At 59.4% G+C, this 18,590-nt stretch carries 19 protein-coding genes; 9 read left to right on the forward strand and 10 right to left on the reverse strand.

All coding sequences use genetic code 11. The features are described 5' to 3' along the window. Nucleotide 1: 1 nt before the first annotated feature. The 8 genes from nqrF to ABD806_RS07840 form a co-directional block, all read right to left on the reverse strand. Nucleotides 2-1,225 carry an NADH:ubiquinone reductase (Na(+)-transporting) subunit F gene (nqrF, locus tag ABD806_RS07805; RefSeq protein WP_344956589.1) on the reverse strand — a complete coding sequence of 408 codons (1,224 nt, stop codon included), beginning with the start codon at nucleotides 1,223-1,225 and terminating at the stop codon, nucleotides 2-4. A gap of 26 nt (nucleotides 1,226-1,251) precedes the next feature. Next, nucleotides 1,252-1,848, reverse strand: coding sequence for an NADH:ubiquinone reductase (Na(+)-transporting) subunit E (gene nqrE / locus ABD806_RS07810; RefSeq protein WP_344956591.1), 597 nt, complete (start codon nucleotides 1,846-1,848; stop codon nucleotides 1,252-1,254). Between the two features lie 3 nt (nucleotides 1,849-1,851). After that, the gene (locus tag ABD806_RS07815; RefSeq protein ID WP_344956593.1) at nucleotides 1,852-2,484 is read right to left on the reverse strand and encodes an NADH:ubiquinone reductase (Na(+)-transporting) subunit D; all 633 of its coding nucleotides are present in this window, start codon (nucleotides 2,482-2,484) and stop codon (nucleotides 1,852-1,854) included. Beyond that, complete coding sequence (locus tag ABD806_RS07820) at nucleotides 2,477-3,229, reverse strand: Na(+)-translocating NADH-quinone reductase subunit C (protein ID WP_344956595.1); 753 nt, start codon at nucleotides 3,227-3,229, stop codon at nucleotides 2,477-2,479. The genes ABD806_RS07815 and ABD806_RS07820 overlap by 8 nt, the downstream gene beginning before the upstream one ends. A gap of 10 nt (nucleotides 3,230-3,239) precedes the next feature. Next, nucleotides 3,240-4,478, reverse strand: a complete 1,239-nt coding sequence (locus ABD806_RS07825) for an NADH:ubiquinone reductase (Na(+)-transporting) subunit B (protein WP_344956597.1) — start codon at nucleotides 4,476-4,478, stop codon at nucleotides 3,240-3,242. Between the two features lie 3 nt (nucleotides 4,479-4,481). Continuing rightward, entirely contained in the window at nucleotides 4,482-5,825 is a 1,344-nt protein-coding gene (locus tag ABD806_RS07830; RefSeq protein ID WP_344956599.1) for a Na(+)-translocating NADH-quinone reductase subunit A, read from the reverse strand. A 390-nt stretch (nucleotides 5,826-6,215) separates the two neighbouring features. Beyond that, entirely contained in the window at nucleotides 6,216-6,527 is a 312-nt protein-coding gene (locus ABD806_RS07835; protein WP_344956601.1) for a BolA family protein, read from the reverse strand. A gap of 9 nt (nucleotides 6,528-6,536) precedes the next feature. Next, complete coding sequence (locus ABD806_RS07840) at nucleotides 6,537-7,130, reverse strand: alpha-ketoglutarate-dependent dioxygenase AlkB family protein (RefSeq protein ID WP_344956603.1); 594 nt, start codon at nucleotides 7,128-7,130, stop codon at nucleotides 6,537-6,539. A gap of 61 nt (nucleotides 7,131-7,191) precedes the next feature. On the opposite strand from ABD806_RS07840, the gene ABD806_RS07845 reads away from it, so the two are divergent. The 5 genes from ABD806_RS07845 to ABD806_RS07865 all read left to right on the forward strand — a co-directional run bounded on the left by ABD806_RS07845 (nucleotide 7,192) and on the right by ABD806_RS07865 (nucleotide 11,851). Next, complete coding sequence (locus ABD806_RS07845; protein ID WP_344956605.1) at nucleotides 7,192-8,328, forward strand: methyltransferase; 1,137 nt, start codon at nucleotides 7,192-7,194, stop codon at nucleotides 8,326-8,328. Between the two features lie 11 nt (nucleotides 8,329-8,339). Further along, complete coding sequence (locus ABD806_RS07850) at nucleotides 8,340-8,909, forward strand: YajG family lipoprotein (RefSeq protein WP_344956607.1); 570 nt, start codon at nucleotides 8,340-8,342, stop codon at nucleotides 8,907-8,909. Then, nucleotides 8,910-9,503 carry a peptidylprolyl isomerase gene (locus ABD806_RS07855; protein ID WP_344956610.1) on the forward strand — a complete coding sequence of 198 codons (594 nt, stop codon included), beginning with the start codon at nucleotides 8,910-8,912 and terminating at the stop codon, nucleotides 9,501-9,503. Further along, complete coding sequence (locus ABD806_RS07860) at nucleotides 9,491-10,861, forward strand: AmpG family muropeptide MFS transporter (protein WP_425583109.1); 1,371 nt, start codon at nucleotides 9,491-9,493, stop codon at nucleotides 10,859-10,861. Before ABD806_RS07855 ends, ABD806_RS07860 begins: the two co-directional genes overlap by 13 nt. Nucleotides 10,862-11,002: 141 nt before the next feature. Further along, entirely contained in the window at nucleotides 11,003-11,851 is an 849-nt protein-coding gene (locus ABD806_RS07865) for a nucleoside-specific channel-forming Tsx family protein (RefSeq protein WP_344956612.1), read from the forward strand. A gap of 278 nt (nucleotides 11,852-12,129) precedes the next feature. Here ABD806_RS07865 and ABD806_RS07870 read toward each other — a convergent pair whose 3' ends face one another. Next, nucleotides 12,130-12,612, reverse strand: a complete 483-nt coding sequence (locus ABD806_RS07870; RefSeq protein ID WP_344956614.1) for a YajQ family cyclic di-GMP-binding protein — start codon at nucleotides 12,610-12,612, stop codon at nucleotides 12,130-12,132. 194 nt (nucleotides 12,613-12,806) lie between these two features. Between ABD806_RS07870 and ABD806_RS07875 the strand changes: the two genes are divergently transcribed. Continuing rightward, nucleotides 12,807-13,718 (forward strand): ketopantoate reductase family protein, encoded by a 912-nt coding sequence (locus ABD806_RS07875; protein WP_344956617.1) that lies wholly within the window; start codon nucleotides 12,807-12,809, stop codon nucleotides 13,716-13,718. A 147-nt stretch (nucleotides 13,719-13,865) separates the two neighbouring features. On the opposite strand, the gene thiI is transcribed toward ABD806_RS07875, so the two are convergent. Next, complete coding sequence (gene thiI / locus ABD806_RS07880; protein WP_344956620.1) at nucleotides 13,866-15,314, reverse strand: tRNA uracil 4-sulfurtransferase ThiI; 1,449 nt, start codon at nucleotides 15,312-15,314, stop codon at nucleotides 13,866-13,868. Between the two features lie 222 nt (nucleotides 15,315-15,536). On the opposite strand from thiI, the gene xseB reads away from it, so the two are divergent. From xseB to dxs, 3 genes are read left to right on the forward strand one after another with little or no spacing between them, the layout of a single operon-like run. Continuing rightward, entirely contained in the window at nucleotides 15,537-15,782 is a 246-nt protein-coding gene (gene xseB, locus ABD806_RS07885) for an exodeoxyribonuclease VII small subunit (RefSeq protein WP_344956623.1), read from the forward strand. Then, nucleotides 15,783-16,670 carry a (2E,6E)-farnesyl diphosphate synthase gene (gene ispA / locus ABD806_RS07890; RefSeq protein WP_425583089.1) on the forward strand — a complete coding sequence of 296 codons (888 nt, stop codon included), beginning with the start codon at nucleotides 15,783-15,785 and terminating at the stop codon, nucleotides 16,668-16,670. A gap of 21 nt (nucleotides 16,671-16,691) precedes the next feature. Beyond that, nucleotides 16,692-18,557, forward strand: coding sequence for a 1-deoxy-D-xylulose-5-phosphate synthase (dxs, locus tag ABD806_RS07895; protein ID WP_344956625.1), 1,866 nt, complete (start codon nucleotides 16,692-16,694; stop codon nucleotides 18,555-18,557). Nucleotides 18,558-18,590 lie beyond the last annotated feature (33 nt).

The following is an 18,590-nucleotide window of genomic DNA, read 5'->3' on the forward strand; positions in this document are numbered from 1 at the left end:
ATTAGCCACCAAAGTCATCCAGCAGGATATTGTCATCTTCTACGCCCAATTCCTTGAGCATATTGATCACGGCGGCGTTCATCACGGGCGGTCCACACATGTAGTATTCACAATCTTCGGGGGCGTCGTGATCCCGCAGATAGTTCTCAAACAACACATTGTGGATAAAGCCGGTGTAACCGGTCCAGTTGTCATCGGGCTGAGGATCGCTCAGCGCCACATGCCACTGGAAGTTGTCGCACTGCTCCTGCAGGCCGTCGAAATCTTCCACATAGAACATTTCGCGCTTGGAGCGGGCACCATACCAGAAGCTGATCTTGCGCTTGGAGTTCAGGCGCTTGAGTTGATCGAAGATATGAGAGCGCATCGGCGCCATACCGGCACCACCGCCGATAAACACCATCTCGGCGTCGGTATCCTTGGCGAAGAACTCACCGAAGGGACCGGAAATGGTGGCCTTGTCACCGGCCTTCAGCGACCAGATATAGGAAGACATCTTGCCCGGAGGAGCAGTCCAGTTGCTCGGCGGCGGCGTGGCAATCCGCACGTTGAGCATGATGATGCCTTCTTCTTCCGGATAGTTGGCCATGGAGTAGGCGCGGATGGTTTCCTCGTCTACCTTGGACTCCAGCTCGAAGATCTTGAACTTGTCCCAGTCTTCCCGGTACTCCTCGGGCACATCGAAGTCTTTATACTTGACGTGATGAGCAGGCGCTTCAATCTGAATATAACCGCCGGCACGGAAAGGCACGCTTTCGCCGTTGGGGATCTTCAGCTTGAGTTCCTTGATGAAGGTGGCCTTGTTATCGTTGGAGATAACTTCACAGTCCCACTTCTTGATGCCGAACACTTCTTCCGGCAGCTCGATCTTCATGTCCTGCTTGACGTTGACCTGGCAGGACAGACGCTCGCCGTGGCGGGCCTCCCGCTTAGAGATATGATCCTGCTCGGTAGGCAGTATTTCCCCCCCCCCTTCCAGGATACGTACCCGACACTGACCACAGGAGCCACCGCCGCCACAGGCAGAAGAGACGAAGATGCCGTTGGCCGCCAGGGCGCCCAGCAGCTTGCCGCCGGCGCCAGTGGTGATCGCCTTGGCAGGATCGTCGTTGATGCTGATAGTCACATCCCCTTCCGCAACCAGCCTGGACTTAGCAAACAGGATAATGCTTACCAGGACCAGCACGATCACGGTGAACATGACCACGCCTAGAATGATTTCCATCTATTGTTCCTCTTCCGTCACTGGCTTTACAGAGAAATGCCAGAGAAAGACATAAAGCCGAGCGCCATCAGGCCGGCGGAGACGAAGGTAATACCCAAGCCACGCAAACCATCAGGTACATCCGAGTACTTCATCTTCTCACGCAAACCGGCCAGGGCCACAATCGCCAGCATCCAGCCGATGCCGGAGCCGAAACCATAGACGATGGATTCGGCGAAGTTGTAGTCCCGCTGCACCATAAAGGACACACCACCGAAGATGGCGCAGTTTACCGTGATCAAGGGCAAGAAGATGCCGAGCGCGTTGTACAGCGCCGGGAAAAACTTGTCCAGGGTCATCTCCAGGATCTGCACCAGAGCCGCAATCACCCCGATAAAGGTGATGAAGTTCAGGAAGCTCAGATCCACCCCTTCGGCCAGGGCCCCGTCTTTCAGGATGAAGTTGTAGATCAGGTTGTTGACGGGTACCGAAATGGTCAGTACCACGGTCACCGCGACCCCCAGGCCGAACGAAGTCTTGACCTTCTTGGATACCGCCAGGAAGGTACACATCCCCAGGAAGAAGGCCAGCGCCAAGTTTTCGATAAAGACGGCGCGGATAAACAAACTCAGAAAATGTTCCATGCTTTACTCCTTCGCCTCCACCTGCTCTGGACGGTAAGTACGCAGGATCCAGATAAACAGGCCAATGATAAAGAAGGCACTGGGCGGCAGCAGCAGCAGGCCGTTGGCCTGATACCAGCCGCCGTTCTTGATAAGCGGCAGGATCTCGATGCCGAACCAGGTACCGGAACCCAGGATTTCACGCACGGTGGCCACCACCAGCAGGATCAGACCATAGCCGAGGCCGTTACCGATGCCATCCAGGAACGACATCAGCGGCGGGCTCTTCATGGCATAGGCTTCGGCACGGCCCATCACGATACAGTTGGTGATGATCAGTCCCACGAACACCGACAATTGCTTGGAGATGTCATAGGCATAAGCCTTGAGGATCTGGTCCACCACGATCACCAGCGAGGCGATGATCGCCATCTGGCCGATAATCCGTACCGAGTTGGGGATCTGGTTGCGGATCAACGAGATAAACAGGTTGGAAAACGCTGTTACCGAGATCACCGCCAGGGACATCACAAACGCGGTCTGCATCTGCGAGGTCACCGCCAGGGCCGAGCATATTCCCAGTACCTGCAGGGCGATGGGGTTGGTGCCGATAATAGGCCCGAACAGCACCTTTTTCATTTCAGCTTTATCAGCCATTGTTCAGCTCTCCTTCACGAACCTTGGCCAGGAAAGGACCAAAACCTTTAGGACCCAACCAGAACTCAAAGGTCTTCTGCACACCATTGGAGGTCAGGGTGGCGCCGGACAGGCCGTCGACACTGGAAGGAGCCCCTTCCGGCGCGCCGCCTTTCACGACGCGCAGTGCCGGCTGGCCGTTTTCGTCAAACAGTTGCTTGCCGACGAACTGGGCACGCCAGGCCGGGTTTTCCACCTCACCACCCAGGCCGGGGGTTTCACCCTGTTCATAGTAGGTGATGCCCTTGATGGTATTGCCGTCGGGGGCGACCGCCACGAAGGCATACATGGTAGACCACAGCCCCTGACCGTGTACCGGCAGGATAATACTGTCCAGCTCACCGTTTTCGTCTTTCGCCAGGTAGACCGGCGCCAGGTTGGCGCGGCGGCGGATACCGGCCGGATCTTCATCCGCGCTCAGGCTGATGCTGGCGGCGGGATCCTTGGCGGCGGTACGCTGGTTGTAGCCGTCGGCAGGCTGCTCGGTGAACTCGCCGGTGGCCAGATCAACCAGCCGCGCGTCTATATAGCGGCTGTAGTTATCGGCGACGTTACTGCGACCCAGGCCGGCGACATCGACGATATTAGTCTGCACGTCCAACGCCTGGTTTTTCTGCTGCATCGGCTTGAGGCCGACGGCAGCCACTGATACCACGATAGAACAGACCAGGCACAAACCGCCGATCACACCAAAGGTTCTACCCATTGTTTCTTTCTTAGCCACGGGCCAGCCTCCGTTTGATATTAGCCTGCACCACAAAGTGATCGAACAAGGGCGCGAACAGGTTGGCGAACAGGATGGCCAGCATCATGCCTTCGGGGAAGGCGGGGTTGGCCACACGGATCAATACCACCATGACGCCGATCAGCGCGCCGTACCACCATTTACCCTTGTTGGTAAAGGAGGCGGACACAGGATCGGTGGCCATAAACATCATACCGAAGGCGAATCCGCCCAGCACCAGGTGCCAATGCCAGGGCATGGAGAACATGGCGTTGGTATCGGAGCCGATGACGTTGAACAGGGTCGCGGTGGCCACCATGCCGATCATCACGCCGGCCACGATACGCCAGGAGGCGATGCCCAGATAGATGATGAACAGGCCGCCCAGCAGGATAGCCAGGGTGGAGACTTCACCCATGGAGCCCTGGATGTTGCCGATAAAGGCGTCCATCCAGCTGATCGCTTCGCCGGTGTTGGCATTCAGCAGCCCGGCCTGACCAGCGGAAGCCCACTGGCCCAGGGCGGTGGCGCCGGAGAAGCCGTCAACCGCGGTCCATACCGAGTCACCGGAGATCTCCGCCGGATAGGCAAAGAACAGGAAGGCCCGACCGGCCAAGGCCGGATTGAGGAAGTTCTTACCGGTACCGCCGAAGATTTCCTTGGCCATCACCACCCCAAAGGTAATCCCCAGGGCAGCCTGCCACAGGGGCAGGGTAGCGGGCACGATCAGCGCGAACAGCACGGAGGTGACGAAGAAGCCTTCGTTGACTTCGTGCTTGCGCACCGAGGCAAACAGCACTTCCCAGAAGCCACCGACCAGGAACACGGTCAGGTAGATAGGCAGGAAGTACATGGCGCCCAGCAGCAACTTACTGCCCCAGCCTGCGCCCTCTCCCAGGGTGGCACCCAGGGCTTGGGCCAGGCCATAACGCCAGTTGTCGTCGGCCAGCGCCGCGATTTCCGCGGGTGAGTACATGTTGATCAGCGCACCTATAGCCTGGCCACCGGTGTTGTACATACCGAAGAACATGGCCGGGAATACCGACAGCCACACCATGATCATGATGCGCTTGAGGTCGATGCTGTCACGTACGTGAGACGCATTGCGCGTCACCGTGCCCGGGGTATAGAGCACGGTCGCCACGGCTTCATAAAGGGCGTAAAACTTTTCGTATTTACCACCCGGCTCGAAATGGTGTTCGAGCTTTTCCAGAGTGTCTTTCAAACTCATTACTTAGCCCTCTAGCTCAATCTTGGTCAAACAGCTACGCAAGACAGGACCGTAGTCATATTTACCCGGGCACACATAGGTGCAGAGCGCCAGATCTTCTTCATCCAGCTCCAGGCAGCCCATGGTCTGGGCACTGTCGGTATCGCTGGACAACAGGTCACGCAGCAGCAGGGTGGGCAGGATATCCAGCGGCATCACCCGTTCGTAGTTCCCGATCGGCACCATGGCACGGCTGGAGCCGTTGGTGGAGGTCGTTAAATCGAACAGCTTGCCTTTAGTGAACTGACTCAGGAAGGCGCGGGTCACGGAGAATTTGTTGGCGCCGGGGGCAATCCAGCCCATGAATTCCTTTTCCCGACCCTCGGCCAGCACGGATACCTGCAGGTGGTAACGACCCAGGTAGGCATAGGGGCCTTCGGCATTGGTACCGGACAGCACGGAGCCGGAGATGATGCGGTTTTCACCGTCTTGCAGCTCACCCTCGGTCAAGGTGGTCAGGCAGGCGCCGATGCGGGTACGCAGCAGACGGGGCTTCTGTACCACGGGGCCGCCCAGGGCAACCACACGGTCGGTATACAGTTCACCTGTGGTGAACAGCTTGCCGACGGCGATCACGTCCTGGTAATTGATATGCCACACTACCTTACCCGGCACCACAGGATCGATAAAGTGAATATGAGTACCCGGTAAGCCGGCGGGGTGCACGCCCACGAAGACATGTTCCTTGACACTGCCCTGTTGGGCCTGAGGCAGGCTGCCCTCCCCCTTACAGACATGCACCTGACCATCGGTCAGGCGGCTCAAGGCAGCAAGACCATCGGTAAAGGCTTGTGCACTTTCCTTGATGATCAGCTCTGCATTGGCGGACAGGGGATTGGTGTCCATGGCGGTGACAAAGATAGAGTGGGGGGTTGAGCCCAGGGCCGGCACCTTGCTGTAAGGGCGGGTACGCAGGGCGGTCCAGAGACCGGATTCAACCAGCTGCTCTTGCACGGTTTCCCGATCCAGCTTAACCAGATCGGCGGAAGTATATTGAGTAAAAGTAATCTGCTCTTCGCTGTCATCGACGGCGATAACAACGGATTGTAACACGCGCTTGGCACCGCGGTTGATCTCGACGATCTGACCTGCGGCAGGAGCTGTGAATTTAACGCCCGGATTCTTCTTGTCTTCGAAGATAACCTGACCTTTCTTAACGCGATCCTCTACCTTGACATACATGGTAGGGCGCATTCCCACATACTCCTCACCCAGCGTAGCAACACGTTTGATGGCGGGACCATCGTAGATTACTTGCTCTGGGGCCCCGGCGATCGGGAGGTCCAGTCCTTTTTTAATTGTAATCATACTCACTTGCACTACTTGTTAGGGGAAGACAGGTACTTGCCATGACGGACATGACAACATGCTGATGAGTCGCTACCGGCTTGCCTCTATCGCGTTGACAACAGTATGACTACAGTCCGGTAACATCCAGCCCGATATTAAAGGCGCGTAATTCTAGCACTTTTAAAAGCACGCCTGCCATGGCAATTACTAAAAATTGCTGGCTCCGACGGTAAAAGCTTGTGCCGGCAACGATCGGTGAACCAGATTAACAGCCTGATATCAAAGCGAATATCAGGCTTTGGCCGCAGTCACCCGCAAGCGTTGCCCTGTCAACAAAAAAACAAACTTTTAACTCAGGTTTATTGGGCGAATTGTAAACAAAACACCTGGCAAACTTGGCCCGTTCGCTCAGTTCGACGAGCCACCGCGACAGGCCGGGCTTGCCGGTACTCCGCCCCTGGCCTGCCACTCGGCCGGTGTCAGGGTATGCAACGCCAGGGCGTGCACACCGCCGGCCAGTTCCTCGGCCAGCAACTGGTTGACCGCCCGGTGGCGGGCCAGCAGCCGCAGCCCGACGAACTGCTCGGTGACCAACACCAGCTTGAAATGGGTTTCCGAACCGGGTGCGACATTGTGCATATGGCTCTCGTTGATCAGCTCCATATGCTCGGGGGCAAAGGCCTGGTTGATTTTTTGCTCAATGGTGGTCTGGATTGACATGCTTGCTTCCTATGAATGAATGACGGTGCGAAAGGTCAGGTTGATGCGCCGGCCGGTCGCCGCTGCGGTCTTGGGTAACGCATGTTGCCAATGATGCTGCATTTCTCCCGCCATCACCAGCAGGCTGCCATGACCCAGCACCAGCTGCCGACGCTGACCGTCGTGGCAATGGCGCAGCAGGAAGCGCCGGGGGGCACCCAGGCTGACCGAGGCAATCAGCGGGTTGCGCCCCAGCTCGGGCTCATTATCGGCATGCCAGCCCATGCTGTCCCGGCCATCACGGTACAGGTTCAGCAAGACGCCGTTGAAATCCTGCTCACAAATTTGCACCACCCGCTCACGAATGGCCCGTACCGTGGGGGTCCAGGGCACCGGTTGCCGCACCCGTCCCGAATAACGATAGGGCAGCTCACCCATCCAGCAGGACAGCCGGGGTTCGTCATGAGTTTTACCGAACAGGCGCAATCGGTGTTGTTGCCAGGGCACCTCGGCCTCCAGGTGCTCAAACCAGCCGTCCGCCATATCCCTGAACAACGCCGGGCACCACAGCAGACGGCCCTGAGGCAGATGGATCCACTCAGGTTCAAACGACCACAGGCTCATGCTGCTTTTCTCCTGCCAACTGTTAAAATGGGCCTTTGCCATCTTGGATCCTGTTCCTGTTATGAACCATCACTTTCCTCTGCCCCAGGGCGGCGAGCTGGTCTTGCACCGCTATCCCAAATTTACCGATCACGGCCTGCAGGCATGGGAGGCGGCGGACGAATACCTCATTCAGCAATTGGGCACACTGGCATGGGACGACTCGGCGCCACTGATCATCGTCAACGACGCCTTCGGCGCCCTGACCCTGGCGCTGCACCGCTACCGCCCCTGCACCATATTCGACTCCCGGGTCTCGGAGCTGGCCCTGGAACACAATGCCCGTGACAACCATATTACCGCCGACTGGCAGAGTCTGAACAGCCTGGATGACTGGCCCCAGGCACCGGGGCTGGTGCTGTTCAAGTTGCCCAAGATCAACGCCATGCTGGAACATCAGCTGGCCTGTCTGAGCCAGGTGATGGGCCCCGAAACCCGTGTTATCGCCGGCGCCAAGGCCCGCGATGTGCACAGCTCGACCCTCAAGCTGTTCGAGCGTTACATAGGCCCGACCCATACCAGCCTGGCCTGGAAGAAGGCCCGGCTGATCTTCGCCGAGCCGGATATGGGCAAGGCGCCCTCCCCCGTGCCAGCGATCCAGAGCTGGCCGCTGGAGGGTACCGAACTGACCATTCACAACCTGGCCAATGTGTTTTCCCGGGGCAGCCTGGATGTGGGCGCCCGTTTCATGCTGGAGCATATCCCCGCCGGCCGGCCCGACCGCATCATTGATCTGGGCTGCGGCAACGGCGTGCTGGGGCTGGTGGCGCTGGCGCGCAATCCCCAGGCCAGGGTCACCTTCGTCGATGAGTCTTATATGGCGGTGGCCAGCGCCCGGCACAATGTCGGCGATAACCTACCGGATGCCCTGTCCCGTGCCCAGTTCATGGTTAACAACTGCCTGGAGGGCATGGGGCCGGAGGACGCGGATCTGGTACTGTGCAACCCGCCTTTTCATCAGCAACAGGCGATTACCGATCATATCGCCTGGCAGATGTTCGTGGATGCCAAGCGGGTCTTAAGGCGTGGCGGTGAGCTATTGCTGGTTGCCAACCGTCACCTGGACTACCACCAGAAACTGAAACGGCTTTTTGGCAATCAGAGGGTAGTGGCATCCAACCGGAAATTCGTTATCCTGAGGGCCATTAAAAACGCATAAGGAATAACATAATGAAATGGTTAGCGAGTGCCGTGCTGGCATTGGGCCTGAGCGCCTGTGCCAGTTACTACCCTATTGCCGTCGATGTGAATCCCACGGTCCAGGCCGGCGGCGGCGTCTACCGGGGTCAGGCGGTCAGCCTGAGCAGCCGGGACAACAGGGCCAACGATTATATTATTCAGATAGAGCAGAAGGACAAATCCCCGGTGGTGGTCGGCGCCAGCAACAACCTGCGCGCACAGATGGAGCAGAAGCTGGCCCAGGGCCTGAGTACCCAGGGGTTGTATCTCGAGAACAGTGCCAATACCCGCATGGAACTTGAGCTGCAGGAAGTGCTGGCCCGGGTGATCCGCGGTCATATCAGCTACGACGTGGTACAGCAGTTGCGCATGCAGGTGACCCTGGAGCGCAACGGTCAGCGCCTGACCAAGCAATATCGCCGCAGTGCCCAGCAGGAATTCCCCGGCCGCCTGCATCCGGATCTGGATAAGGTCAAGGAAGCGCTGAACAAGCAGCTGTCACTACTGGTACAGGACATGCTCGCCGATCGGGATGTACAAAACTTCATCAACGGAGGCTAAATGAAGGCCTTTTTACTGTTACTCGGCTGCCTGCTAAGCAGCGCGGTACTGGCCGGCCCCAGGGTCGAGCTGGTCACCAGCCATGGCAAGCTGCAGCTGGAGCTGGATGAACAGGCAGCACCGCTCACCGTCGCCAACTTTTTACGTTATGTGGATGATGGCAGCTACAACAACAGCCTGTTCCACCGGCTGATCCCTGGATTCGTGGTGCAGGGCGGCGGCTATGATACCGACTATGCGCCCCTGCCTAGCTACGGCCCGATAGAAAATGAATCCGATAACGGCCTGTCCAACCGGGCCGGCACCATCGCCATGGCCCGCACCCAGGACCCCCACAGCGCGACCCGCCAGTTTTATATCAACCTGAGCGACAACCTATCCCTGGACGGTGGACGTAGCCCCGGCTACACGGTGTTCGGCCGGGTTACCGCCGGGCAGGAAGCCCTGACGCGCATGGCCGGAGTGCCCACCGGGATGAACATGCAGCTACGCGCCCGGGACGTGCCCGACGAGCCGATCGTCCTGCTTGAGGTACGCCGCCTGGGTGAACAGGCCGAAGGCCCCATGGCCCAGGAGCCGGTATCAAAACCCTGACCCTCACCAGCATACGGCAAAGCCTGTCGATTTATGCCGAGCGCCGGGTGCTGATCCTGTTCGCCCTGGGGTTTTCATCCGGACTACCGCTGCTGCTGGTGTTCGGCACCCTGTCATTCTGGCTGAGGGAGGCCGGGGTCAGCCGCACCAGCATCGGCTTTTTCAGCTGGGTCGCCCTGGCCTATGGGGTCAAATGGATGTGGTCGCCGCTGGTTGATCGCCTGCCGCTGCCCTGGCTGTCGCGCAGGCTGGGCCGGCGCCGCAGCTGGATGCTGGTATCCCAGCTGACCATCATGGCGGCGCTGGCCGGCATGGCGTACTCGGATCCCAGCACCCAGATTTACAGCCTGGCGTTATGCGCGCTGGCCGTCGCCTTTGCCTCCGCCACCCAGGATATCGTCATCGACGCCTACCGCATCGAGGCAGCCCCGGAACGGCTGCAGGGGGCGCTGGCCGCCGCCTATATGACCGGCTACCGGCTGGCGATGATCCTGGCCGGCGCCGGGGTACTGGCCATTGCCGCCTGGGCAGGCTCGGATCTGGGCTATGATCCGCTCGGCTGGAAAGTCGCCTACCTGGTGATGATGGGCTGCATGCTGGTGGGGGTGGTCACCTGCCTGCTTCTGCATGAGCCTGAAGTCAACCTGGCAGCTCAGCAACAGGCCCAGGCCGAGCACCGGCAGGCATTGATCGAGCGCGGCTGCCCAGCCCCGCTGGCCAGCCTGCTGGCCTTTATCGAAAGCGCCGTGGTAACGCCCTTTGCCGAATTCTTCCGCCGTTTCGGCTGGCAGGCGCTGCTGATCCTGGCGCTGATCGCCAGTTATCGCATCGCCGATGTGGTGATGGGGGTGATGGCCAACTCCTTCTATGTCGACATGGGCTTCAGCAAGTCGGAAATCGCCACCGTCACCAAGGTCTACGGGGTGATTATGACCCTGGTCGGAGCGGCACTGGGCGGGCTTATGGTCAGCCGCTTCGGTACCCTGCGCATCCTGATGCTGGGGGCGTTTCTCACCGCCGGCACCAACCTGCTGTTTGCGCTGATGAGCCAGGTGGGTGCCCATGTGCCACTGCTGACGCTGATTATCTCGGTGGACAACCTGAGCGCCGGCATCGCCACCGCCGCCTTTATCACCTATTTATCCAGCCTGACCAATGTCGCCTTTTCCGCGACCCAGTACGCCCTGTTCAGCTCGGTCATGCTACTGCTGCCCAAGTTTATCGCCGGTTTTTCCGGCGTCGTGGTGGATAATTTTGGCTACAGCAGCTTCTTCTGTGGCTCCGCCGCCATCGGCATGCCGGTACTGATCCTGATCTGGCGGGTGACCCGCCTCAATCTTCCCCCCAAAAATCACTAATGCCACCCCTGTCACAAAACTGACATGGCGCAATCGTTTGCGGTCTTGCGCCATTTTTTGTCCTGCCTAGACTCGGCCTCCCCAGGTAAACCCGACGTGACGGTTAGGGAAAACCTCAAATAATCGACGAGGAAGAGACAGATGGCCAAGAGGATCACCACCGCGGTGGCCGCCGGTATATTGACCGCATTCGGCGCACCGGCCGTCGGTGCCGCCGATTACAGCGACGATATCCACAAGAACGACTACAAATGGCTGCAGTTCAACCTAATGCGCAGCGTCGACAACAAGCTGCCCTTCCGCAACCAGGAAGACACCTATATGGAGATGGAGTTCGGCGGCCGTTCCGGGTTGTTTGATCTCTACGGCTACCTGGATGTCTTCGATATTTTCGACAGCCGCGGCGATGATTTGAACGGCAAGGATAACTTCTTCTTCAAGTTTGCGCCGCGCCTGTCTCTGGATGCGCTGACCAAGACCGACTTGTCCTTCGGTCCGGTGCTGGAGCTGTATATCGCCACCGTCACCAATGTGGCCGACAATGGCGCCTTCGGTGGCCTGTTCGAGCATTATGTGGGCCTGGGCTCAGATGTACAGGTTCCCTGGTTAGGCAAGATGGGCCTGAACCTCTACGGCCGCTATGTACGGGAAAACTACGGCGCCCCGGATGAAGGCAAGTTTGACGGCTACATGGCCTCCACCAACTGGTTCAAACCCTTCCACACCTTTGAAAACGGCAGTTTTGTCGCCTATCAGGGTTATCTGGACTACAAGTTCGGGGCCGATACCGTCGGCAGCATGACCGGCCGCTCCAGCAACGCCCTGGAATGGTTCAACGGCATCTACTGGCATTCCGAACGCTATGCGGTGGGTTACGGCGCCAAGCTGTACAACAACATGGCGTTCTTTCAGGACAGCAGCGGGGCGACCGGTGTCAACCAGGACACCTCGGGGCTCGGCCATTATTTCTCGGTGACCTACAAGTTCTGATTCTACTAAAGGGGCCAGAGGGCGAATGCTTGCCGGTTAAGGGATGAGTCAGGATAAGGTATCCCACGCCAACACGCAGCGAGTACATCCTTGTATGCTCGGCGATGGCATCCATGCCATCGCCGGTTGGCTTAGGGAGTCCCTTATCCTTCCTAAGTGACTGTATCGGGCTGGCGGCGCCATTTATTCAATACCGGCTCGTAAGAGAGCCGAACTCACAGGCGACAACTGTCGGCTGCTCGCCGCTCCCGCAAACCCCGCCATAGCCGACAGGAGACTCAGTCGCGAAAGTTGGTGAACTGAAACGGCTGATCCAGCTCGGCCTGGCGCACCAGTGCCATGGTTTCCTGCAGATCGTCCCGCTTCTTACCGGTGACCCGCACCTGATCGCCCTGGATGGAGGCCTGCACCTTGATCTTGCTGTCCTTGATCAATTTGACCAGCTTCTTCGCCTGGGCGCTGTCGATGCCCTGTTTGAACGCCACCTCCAGAAAATAGCGCTTGCCCGAATGCACCACCTCGCCTTCGTCCATCACCTGGGTATCCACATTGCGCTTAATCAGCTTGCCCCTCAGTATGTCCAGCATCTGCTGCAGCTGGAACTCGGCGTCGGCTGCCAGCTTGACCTTGTCGTCATTGAGTTCGAAGCTGGCCTGAACGCCACGGAAATCGAAGCGGGTTTCCAGCTCGCGGTTGGCGTTGTCGACGGCGTTGCGCACCTCGGTCATCTCCACTTCAGAGACGATGTCAAAAGACGGCATATTCACTCCTTCTATCTTGCTTATACCCGGCCCTGAGATGGGCCCATCTCAGGGCTTATGCTAACCCTATTTGTAGCCCAATGCTTGTTTGCCTTGCTGTCGGCGCACTAAAATCCGCTGGCCTCGGCCAGGCTTGGCGGTTAACGTAATAGGATAGACAGAAAGTAATAACCACAACGATTAGGGGAAACACTATGAGTGAGTGGGCCATCCTCGGTGCAGGGGCCTTAGGCTGCGTATTTGCCGGGCTGTTGCGCCAGCAGGGACACCCGGTTTCCCTGCTGCTGTCGGAGCGCCACCGGGGGCACCTGCACCCCAGCCTGGAGTTGATTACCCTGGGCGGGCACCATGAGCTTATCCATACCCGGCCGCTGTTCGCCGAGCAGGCCAGCCAACTGTCCCATTTGCTGGTCACCACCAAGGCCTATCAGGTGGTCGGCGCCCTGCAAGGGCTGCGCGGCCTGCCAGCCAGCTGCCCCATCATCCTGCTGCATAACGGCATGGGGGTAACCGATGCGGTGAGGACGCTGTTCCCCGACAACCCCATACTGGTCGGCGTCACCAGCCATGGCGCCATGAAAGAAAGCGAGTGGCTGATACGCCATACGGGCAAGGGAGAGACCTGGATAGGGCCTGCGAATGACGCGGCCCATGACTTTCAACACCTCTGCCACCCCCTGACCACCGCCTTCGGCCACGCCCAATGGAGTGAGGATATCCATGCCCTGCAGCGGCAAAAGCTGGCCGTCAACGCGGTGATCAACCCGCTGACCGCCCGTTATGGTGTCCATAACGGTGACTTGCTCGAGCCCCGCTTCTTTGAAGTGCTGGAACAACTGACCGAAGAAGTGCATCAGGTGATGCTGCGCCTGGGTGAAACCGAAACCCTGGAGCTGTTCAAGCGACGCCTGCACCGGGTGATGGAACTGACCGCCACCAACTACTCCTCCATGCATCAGGATCTGGCCCATGGCCGTCCTACCGAGATCGACTATATCACCGGCTATATCCTCGGCCAGGCCAGTCGGCATCAGCTGCCGGCGCCGGTTTGCCAGCAGCTGTACCAGGAAATAGTCAAACGCTCTTCCGACAAGGGCAGGTATTAAGCGGGAAGCGGGAAGCGGGAAGCGGGAAGCGGGATGTTGTGGGTCAGAATTAATTCTGACAAACCGTTATCGGCTGATAAGCTGCCCCATATCAACAGACAAGTAACCACTCCCATCAGCACATGGGAGTGGTAAGCAACACAGCCGTTATGGCCGGTAGACCTTCACATTATCGAAGCCCTGCTCTTTCAAATGTATGGCCTGCAGCCGGCTCATCACCCCGCGGGCACAATAGAGCAGGTAGGTCCGCTGGGGATCCAGCTCGGCAAACTGATGGGCCAGCTTGAAGAAGGGCATATGCACGACCTGACGGCCTTCCACCGTGAGCGGCGCCTCTTCTTCCTCTTCCGGTGCTCGTATATCCAGGATCACTTCCAGCTCATCCGCCTCTTGCTTGAATTCCACCGACGGCAGCACCCGGGGTTTGGCCAGGTTGCGGATATCTTCCACAAACGAGGCCTGGATGGCGGTATCCAGCACGCCGAAGTCGAAATTGGTCTCTTCCGCCTCGACCTTGCCCAGCTTGGCCTTGATGGTCGGCTTCTGGGAAATCACCCCGCAGTATTCCGGTATTTTCTCGGCGAAGGGGGCCGTGCCGATATGACGGGCCTGATCGATAATGTCCTGCTTGTCGGCGGCGATCAGCGGGCGCAGTATCAGGGTGTCGGTCACCCGGTCGATCACATTCAGGTTAGTGACCGTCTGGCTGGACACCTGGCCCATGGACTCGCCGGTCACCAGCGCCTGGATATCCAGCCGCTGTGCCACTGCGGCGCCGGCGCGCATCATCATACGCTTGAGCACTACCCCCATGTGGCTGGAATCTATTTTTTCCAGGATCTCGGTGACCACCCCTTCGAAGGGCACGGCAATAAACTTAACCCTGTGGGAAGAGCCGTACTTTTTCCACAGATAATGACTGACCTCCCGCACCCCGGCCTCGTGCTCGCTGCCGCCCAGGTTGAAGAAGCAGTAATGCACCCGGCTACCGCGCTTGATGAACTGATAGGAGGCCACGCCCGAATCGTAGCCGCCGGACATCAGGCTGAGCACGCTTTCCTGGGTGGCGATGGGAAAACCGCCCAGCCCTGGGTGCTGCTCGCTGATCAAATACAGGCGGTCTTCGTCGATTTCCAGGTTGACCTGCAGATCAGGATCTTTCAGGCGTACCCCGCCAGTGTTGCACCGCTGGTTCAGCCCACCGCCCACGTAGCGTTCCACGTCGAGCGAGTTAAAGGTCTGCTGACCCCGGCGCTTGCAGCGCACACAGAAGGTCTTGCCCGCCAATCGCTCGCCATACATGGCCTGGGCATGTTCCAGGATATCGTCCAGGGTGCTGAAGCGGATTTCCTGCACTTCCAGGAAGGCCTGTATGCCGGGGATGTGGGACAGGTAGCCGATCATCGCCTGACGATGGGCTTCACCCTCGATATTACTCCTCAGCACCAGCTTGTCCCAGTCGGCGCGGATCTTGACGTTCTCGTCCAGCGGACGCAGCACGTTGCGGATATTACCCTGCAATATCTTGCTCATGCGCCGGCGTACCGACTTGCTCTTGATGGTGATTTCGGGGTGAAGCTTGATAATAAATTTCATAAACCGGGACGCCTGAGCTGTCTAAACAAACATGAAAGCCCGGCATTATACAGCAAAGCCGGGCTCTTGATTAAATAATGACTAACTGGTTCAAATCGAGTGCTGATTTTCTGATATCCGGGTCACTAAAGGCCCCCTGTCCCCCGTATATCTTTCGCCAAATGGCGAGCAGCAATGTTACTATTGCCGCCAATTATACAGGCTTAACGACAGAGGATCCCGATGGCCGCCAAAAAACCGGAAAATATGGATTTTGAAAGCGCCGTACAGGAACTGGAAACCCTGGTCAGCCAACTGGAAGAAGGCGAACTAAGCCTGGAGCAGGCGCTCAAGTCCTTTGAACGGGGTATCCAACTGGTGCGCACCGGCCAGCAACGGCTGACCCAGGCCGAGCAACAGGTACAGATCCTGCTGCAGCAGGATCAGGAGCAACTCCTCCCCTTCGACCAGAGCGGGGAGGAACACTAAGTGTCATTCCAGCTGCTGCAACAACAATACGGCGCCCGCATCGACGCCGTGCTCCGGCATCATATCGACCAACTGGACAACCTGGCCCCCGAGTTGAAGGCGGCCATGAAATACGGTCTGCTGCAAGGCGGCAAGCGGGTCCGGCCGCTGCTGGTCTATGCCAGCGGCGAGCTGCTGCAGGCCGATGCCCGGGCGCTGGACACCGCCGCCGCCGCCATCGAGTGCATCCATGCCTATTCCCTGATCCATGATGACCTGCCCGCCATGGACAACGATGACCTGCGCCGGGGCCAACCCACGGTGCACAAGGCATTCGATGAAGCCACCGCCATCCTGGCCGGCGATGCCCTGCAGACCCTGGCATTCGAGCTGGTGAGCGGCAACGACAGCGCCCTGGATGCCGGCCGGCGGCTGCGCATGGTGCAGGAGCTGGCCCACGCCAGCGGCTACCACGGCATGTGCGGCGGCCAGGCGCTGGACATCAAATATGAAGGCATGGCTGTGGAGATGGCGACCCTGGAGTCCATCCACCGCCACAAGACAGGCGCGCTGATCCGCTGTGCCGTGCGGCTGGGCGCCCTGTGCGCATCCGAGCTGAACGAGGCCCACCTGACGGCCCTCAGCCGTTATGCCGAGGCCATCGGCCTGGCCTTCCAGGTGCAGGACGACATTCTCGATATTACCGCCGACACCCAGGTCCTGGGCAAAACCCAGGGCAAGGACGCGGCCCAGCAAAAAAGCACCTATCCGGCGCTGTTGGGCCTGGATGGCGCCAGGGCGCTGGCCCGGGAGCTCCATCAGCAAGCGCGCGCGGCCCTGGCCGACATTCCCTACAATACGCACACACTGGAAACATTCGCCCGCTATATCGTCGAACGTGAATTTTAGGGCGAGGATAATAATAAGCCTATGAGTCTGAATATCGCCGATTACCCGAACTTGGCCCTGGCCAACGTTCCCGAAGAACTGCGCAGCCTGCCCCAGGACCGGCTGCCGGCCCTGTGCCGTGAGCTGAGATCCTATCTGCTGCATTCGGTCAGCCGCAGCAGCGGCCACCTGGCCTCCGGCCTGGGGGTGGTGGAGCTGACGGTCGCCCTGCACTATGTCTACAAGACCCCCTTCGATCGCCTGGTGTGGGATGTGGGTCATCAGGCCTACCCGCACAAGATCCTCACCGGACGCCGGGAGCGGATGACCAGCATCCGCCAATATCAGGGCCTGCATCCCTTCCCCTGGCGGGCCGAAAGCGAGTACGACACCCTCTGTGTCGGTCATTCCAGCACCAGCATAGGCGCCGCGCTGGGCATGGCCATCGCCGCCGACGAGGAACAGCAGGACCGCAAGGTGGTTGCCATCATCGGCGACGGCGCCATGACCGCGGGTATGGCCTTCGAGGCGCTCAACCATGCCGGTGATGTACATAAGGACATGCTGGTGATCCTCAACGACAACGAGATGTCGATTTCGGAAAATGTCGGGGCACTCAACAACCGGCTGGCGCGCATCATGTCCGGTCCGCTCTACAGCAGCCTGCGCGAAGGCGGCAAGAAAGCCCTGGGAGCGGTCCCCCCGCTCAAGGAGCTGGCCCGTCGCACCGAGGAGCACCTCAAGGGCATGGTGGTGCCGGGCACCCTGTTCGAGGAGTTCGGCTTCAACTATGTGGGGCCCATCGACGGCCACGACATCGAGACCCTGGTCGAGACCCTGCGCAACATGCGCAAGCTCAAGGGCCCGCAGCTGCTGCATGTGATGACCCGCAAGGGCAAGGGCTATCTGCCGGCGGAGCAGGATCCCATCGGCTACCACGGCGTGCCCAGGTTCGATCCCAACCACCACCAACTGCCCAAGAGCGGCGGCTCCGGCCTGTCCTACTCGGCCATTTTCGGCAACTGGCTGTGTGACATGGCCCGCACCGACAGCCGGCTGATGGCCATCACCCCGGCGATGCGGGAGGGCTCGGGACTGGTGAAATTCTCCCGGGAGTTTCCCCAACGCTATTTCGATGTGGCCATCGCCGAGCAACATGCGGTGACCCTGGCCGCCGGCCTCGCCATCGAGGGCAAGAAACCGGTCGTGGCCATCTATTCCACCTTCCTGCAACGGGCCTATGATCAGCTGATCCACGACGTGGCGCTGCAAGAGCTGGATGTGCTGTTCGCCATCGACCGGGCCGGCATCGTCGGTGCCGACGGCCCCACCCATCAGGGGGCCTTCGATCTCGGCTTTATGCGCACCATCCCCAATATGCTGATCATGACGCCGGCCGACGAAAACGAGTGCCGGCAGATGCTCTATACCGGTTTCATCCATCAGGGACCGGCGGCGGTGCGCTATCCGCGCGGCACCGGCCCGGGCGCCGATATCGAGCAGGAGATGACGGCATTGGAGATCGGCAAGGGCAGGGTCCTGCGCCAGGGCAAGAACATTGTCCTGCTCAACTTCGGCACCCTGCTGGCGGAGGCCGCAGAGGCGGCCGAACGGCTGGACGCCACCCTGGTCGATATGCGCTTCGTCAAGCCGCTGGATGAAGCGCTGCTGCTCGACTTGCTGGACAGCCACCAGCTGCTGGTGACGGTGGAAGAAAACGCCGTCATGGGCGGCGCCGGCTCGGCGGTCAACGAATGCCTGATGCGCCACAAGAAGCCGGTGCCGGTATTGAATCTGGGCCTGCCCGATATGTTTATCGAACAGGGCGGCCAGCAGCAGATCCTGGCCAAACTGGGGCTGGACGCCGACGGCATGGTGCAAACCATCCAGGCATACCGGGCCCGATAATCAGCAATTCAGGGAATGGGGGTCCATCCCCAT

Source organism: Zobellella aerophila, from assembly GCF_039539325.1.
Taxonomy (GTDB): domain Bacteria; phylum Pseudomonadota; class Gammaproteobacteria; order Enterobacterales; family Aeromonadaceae; genus Oceanimonas; species Oceanimonas aerophila.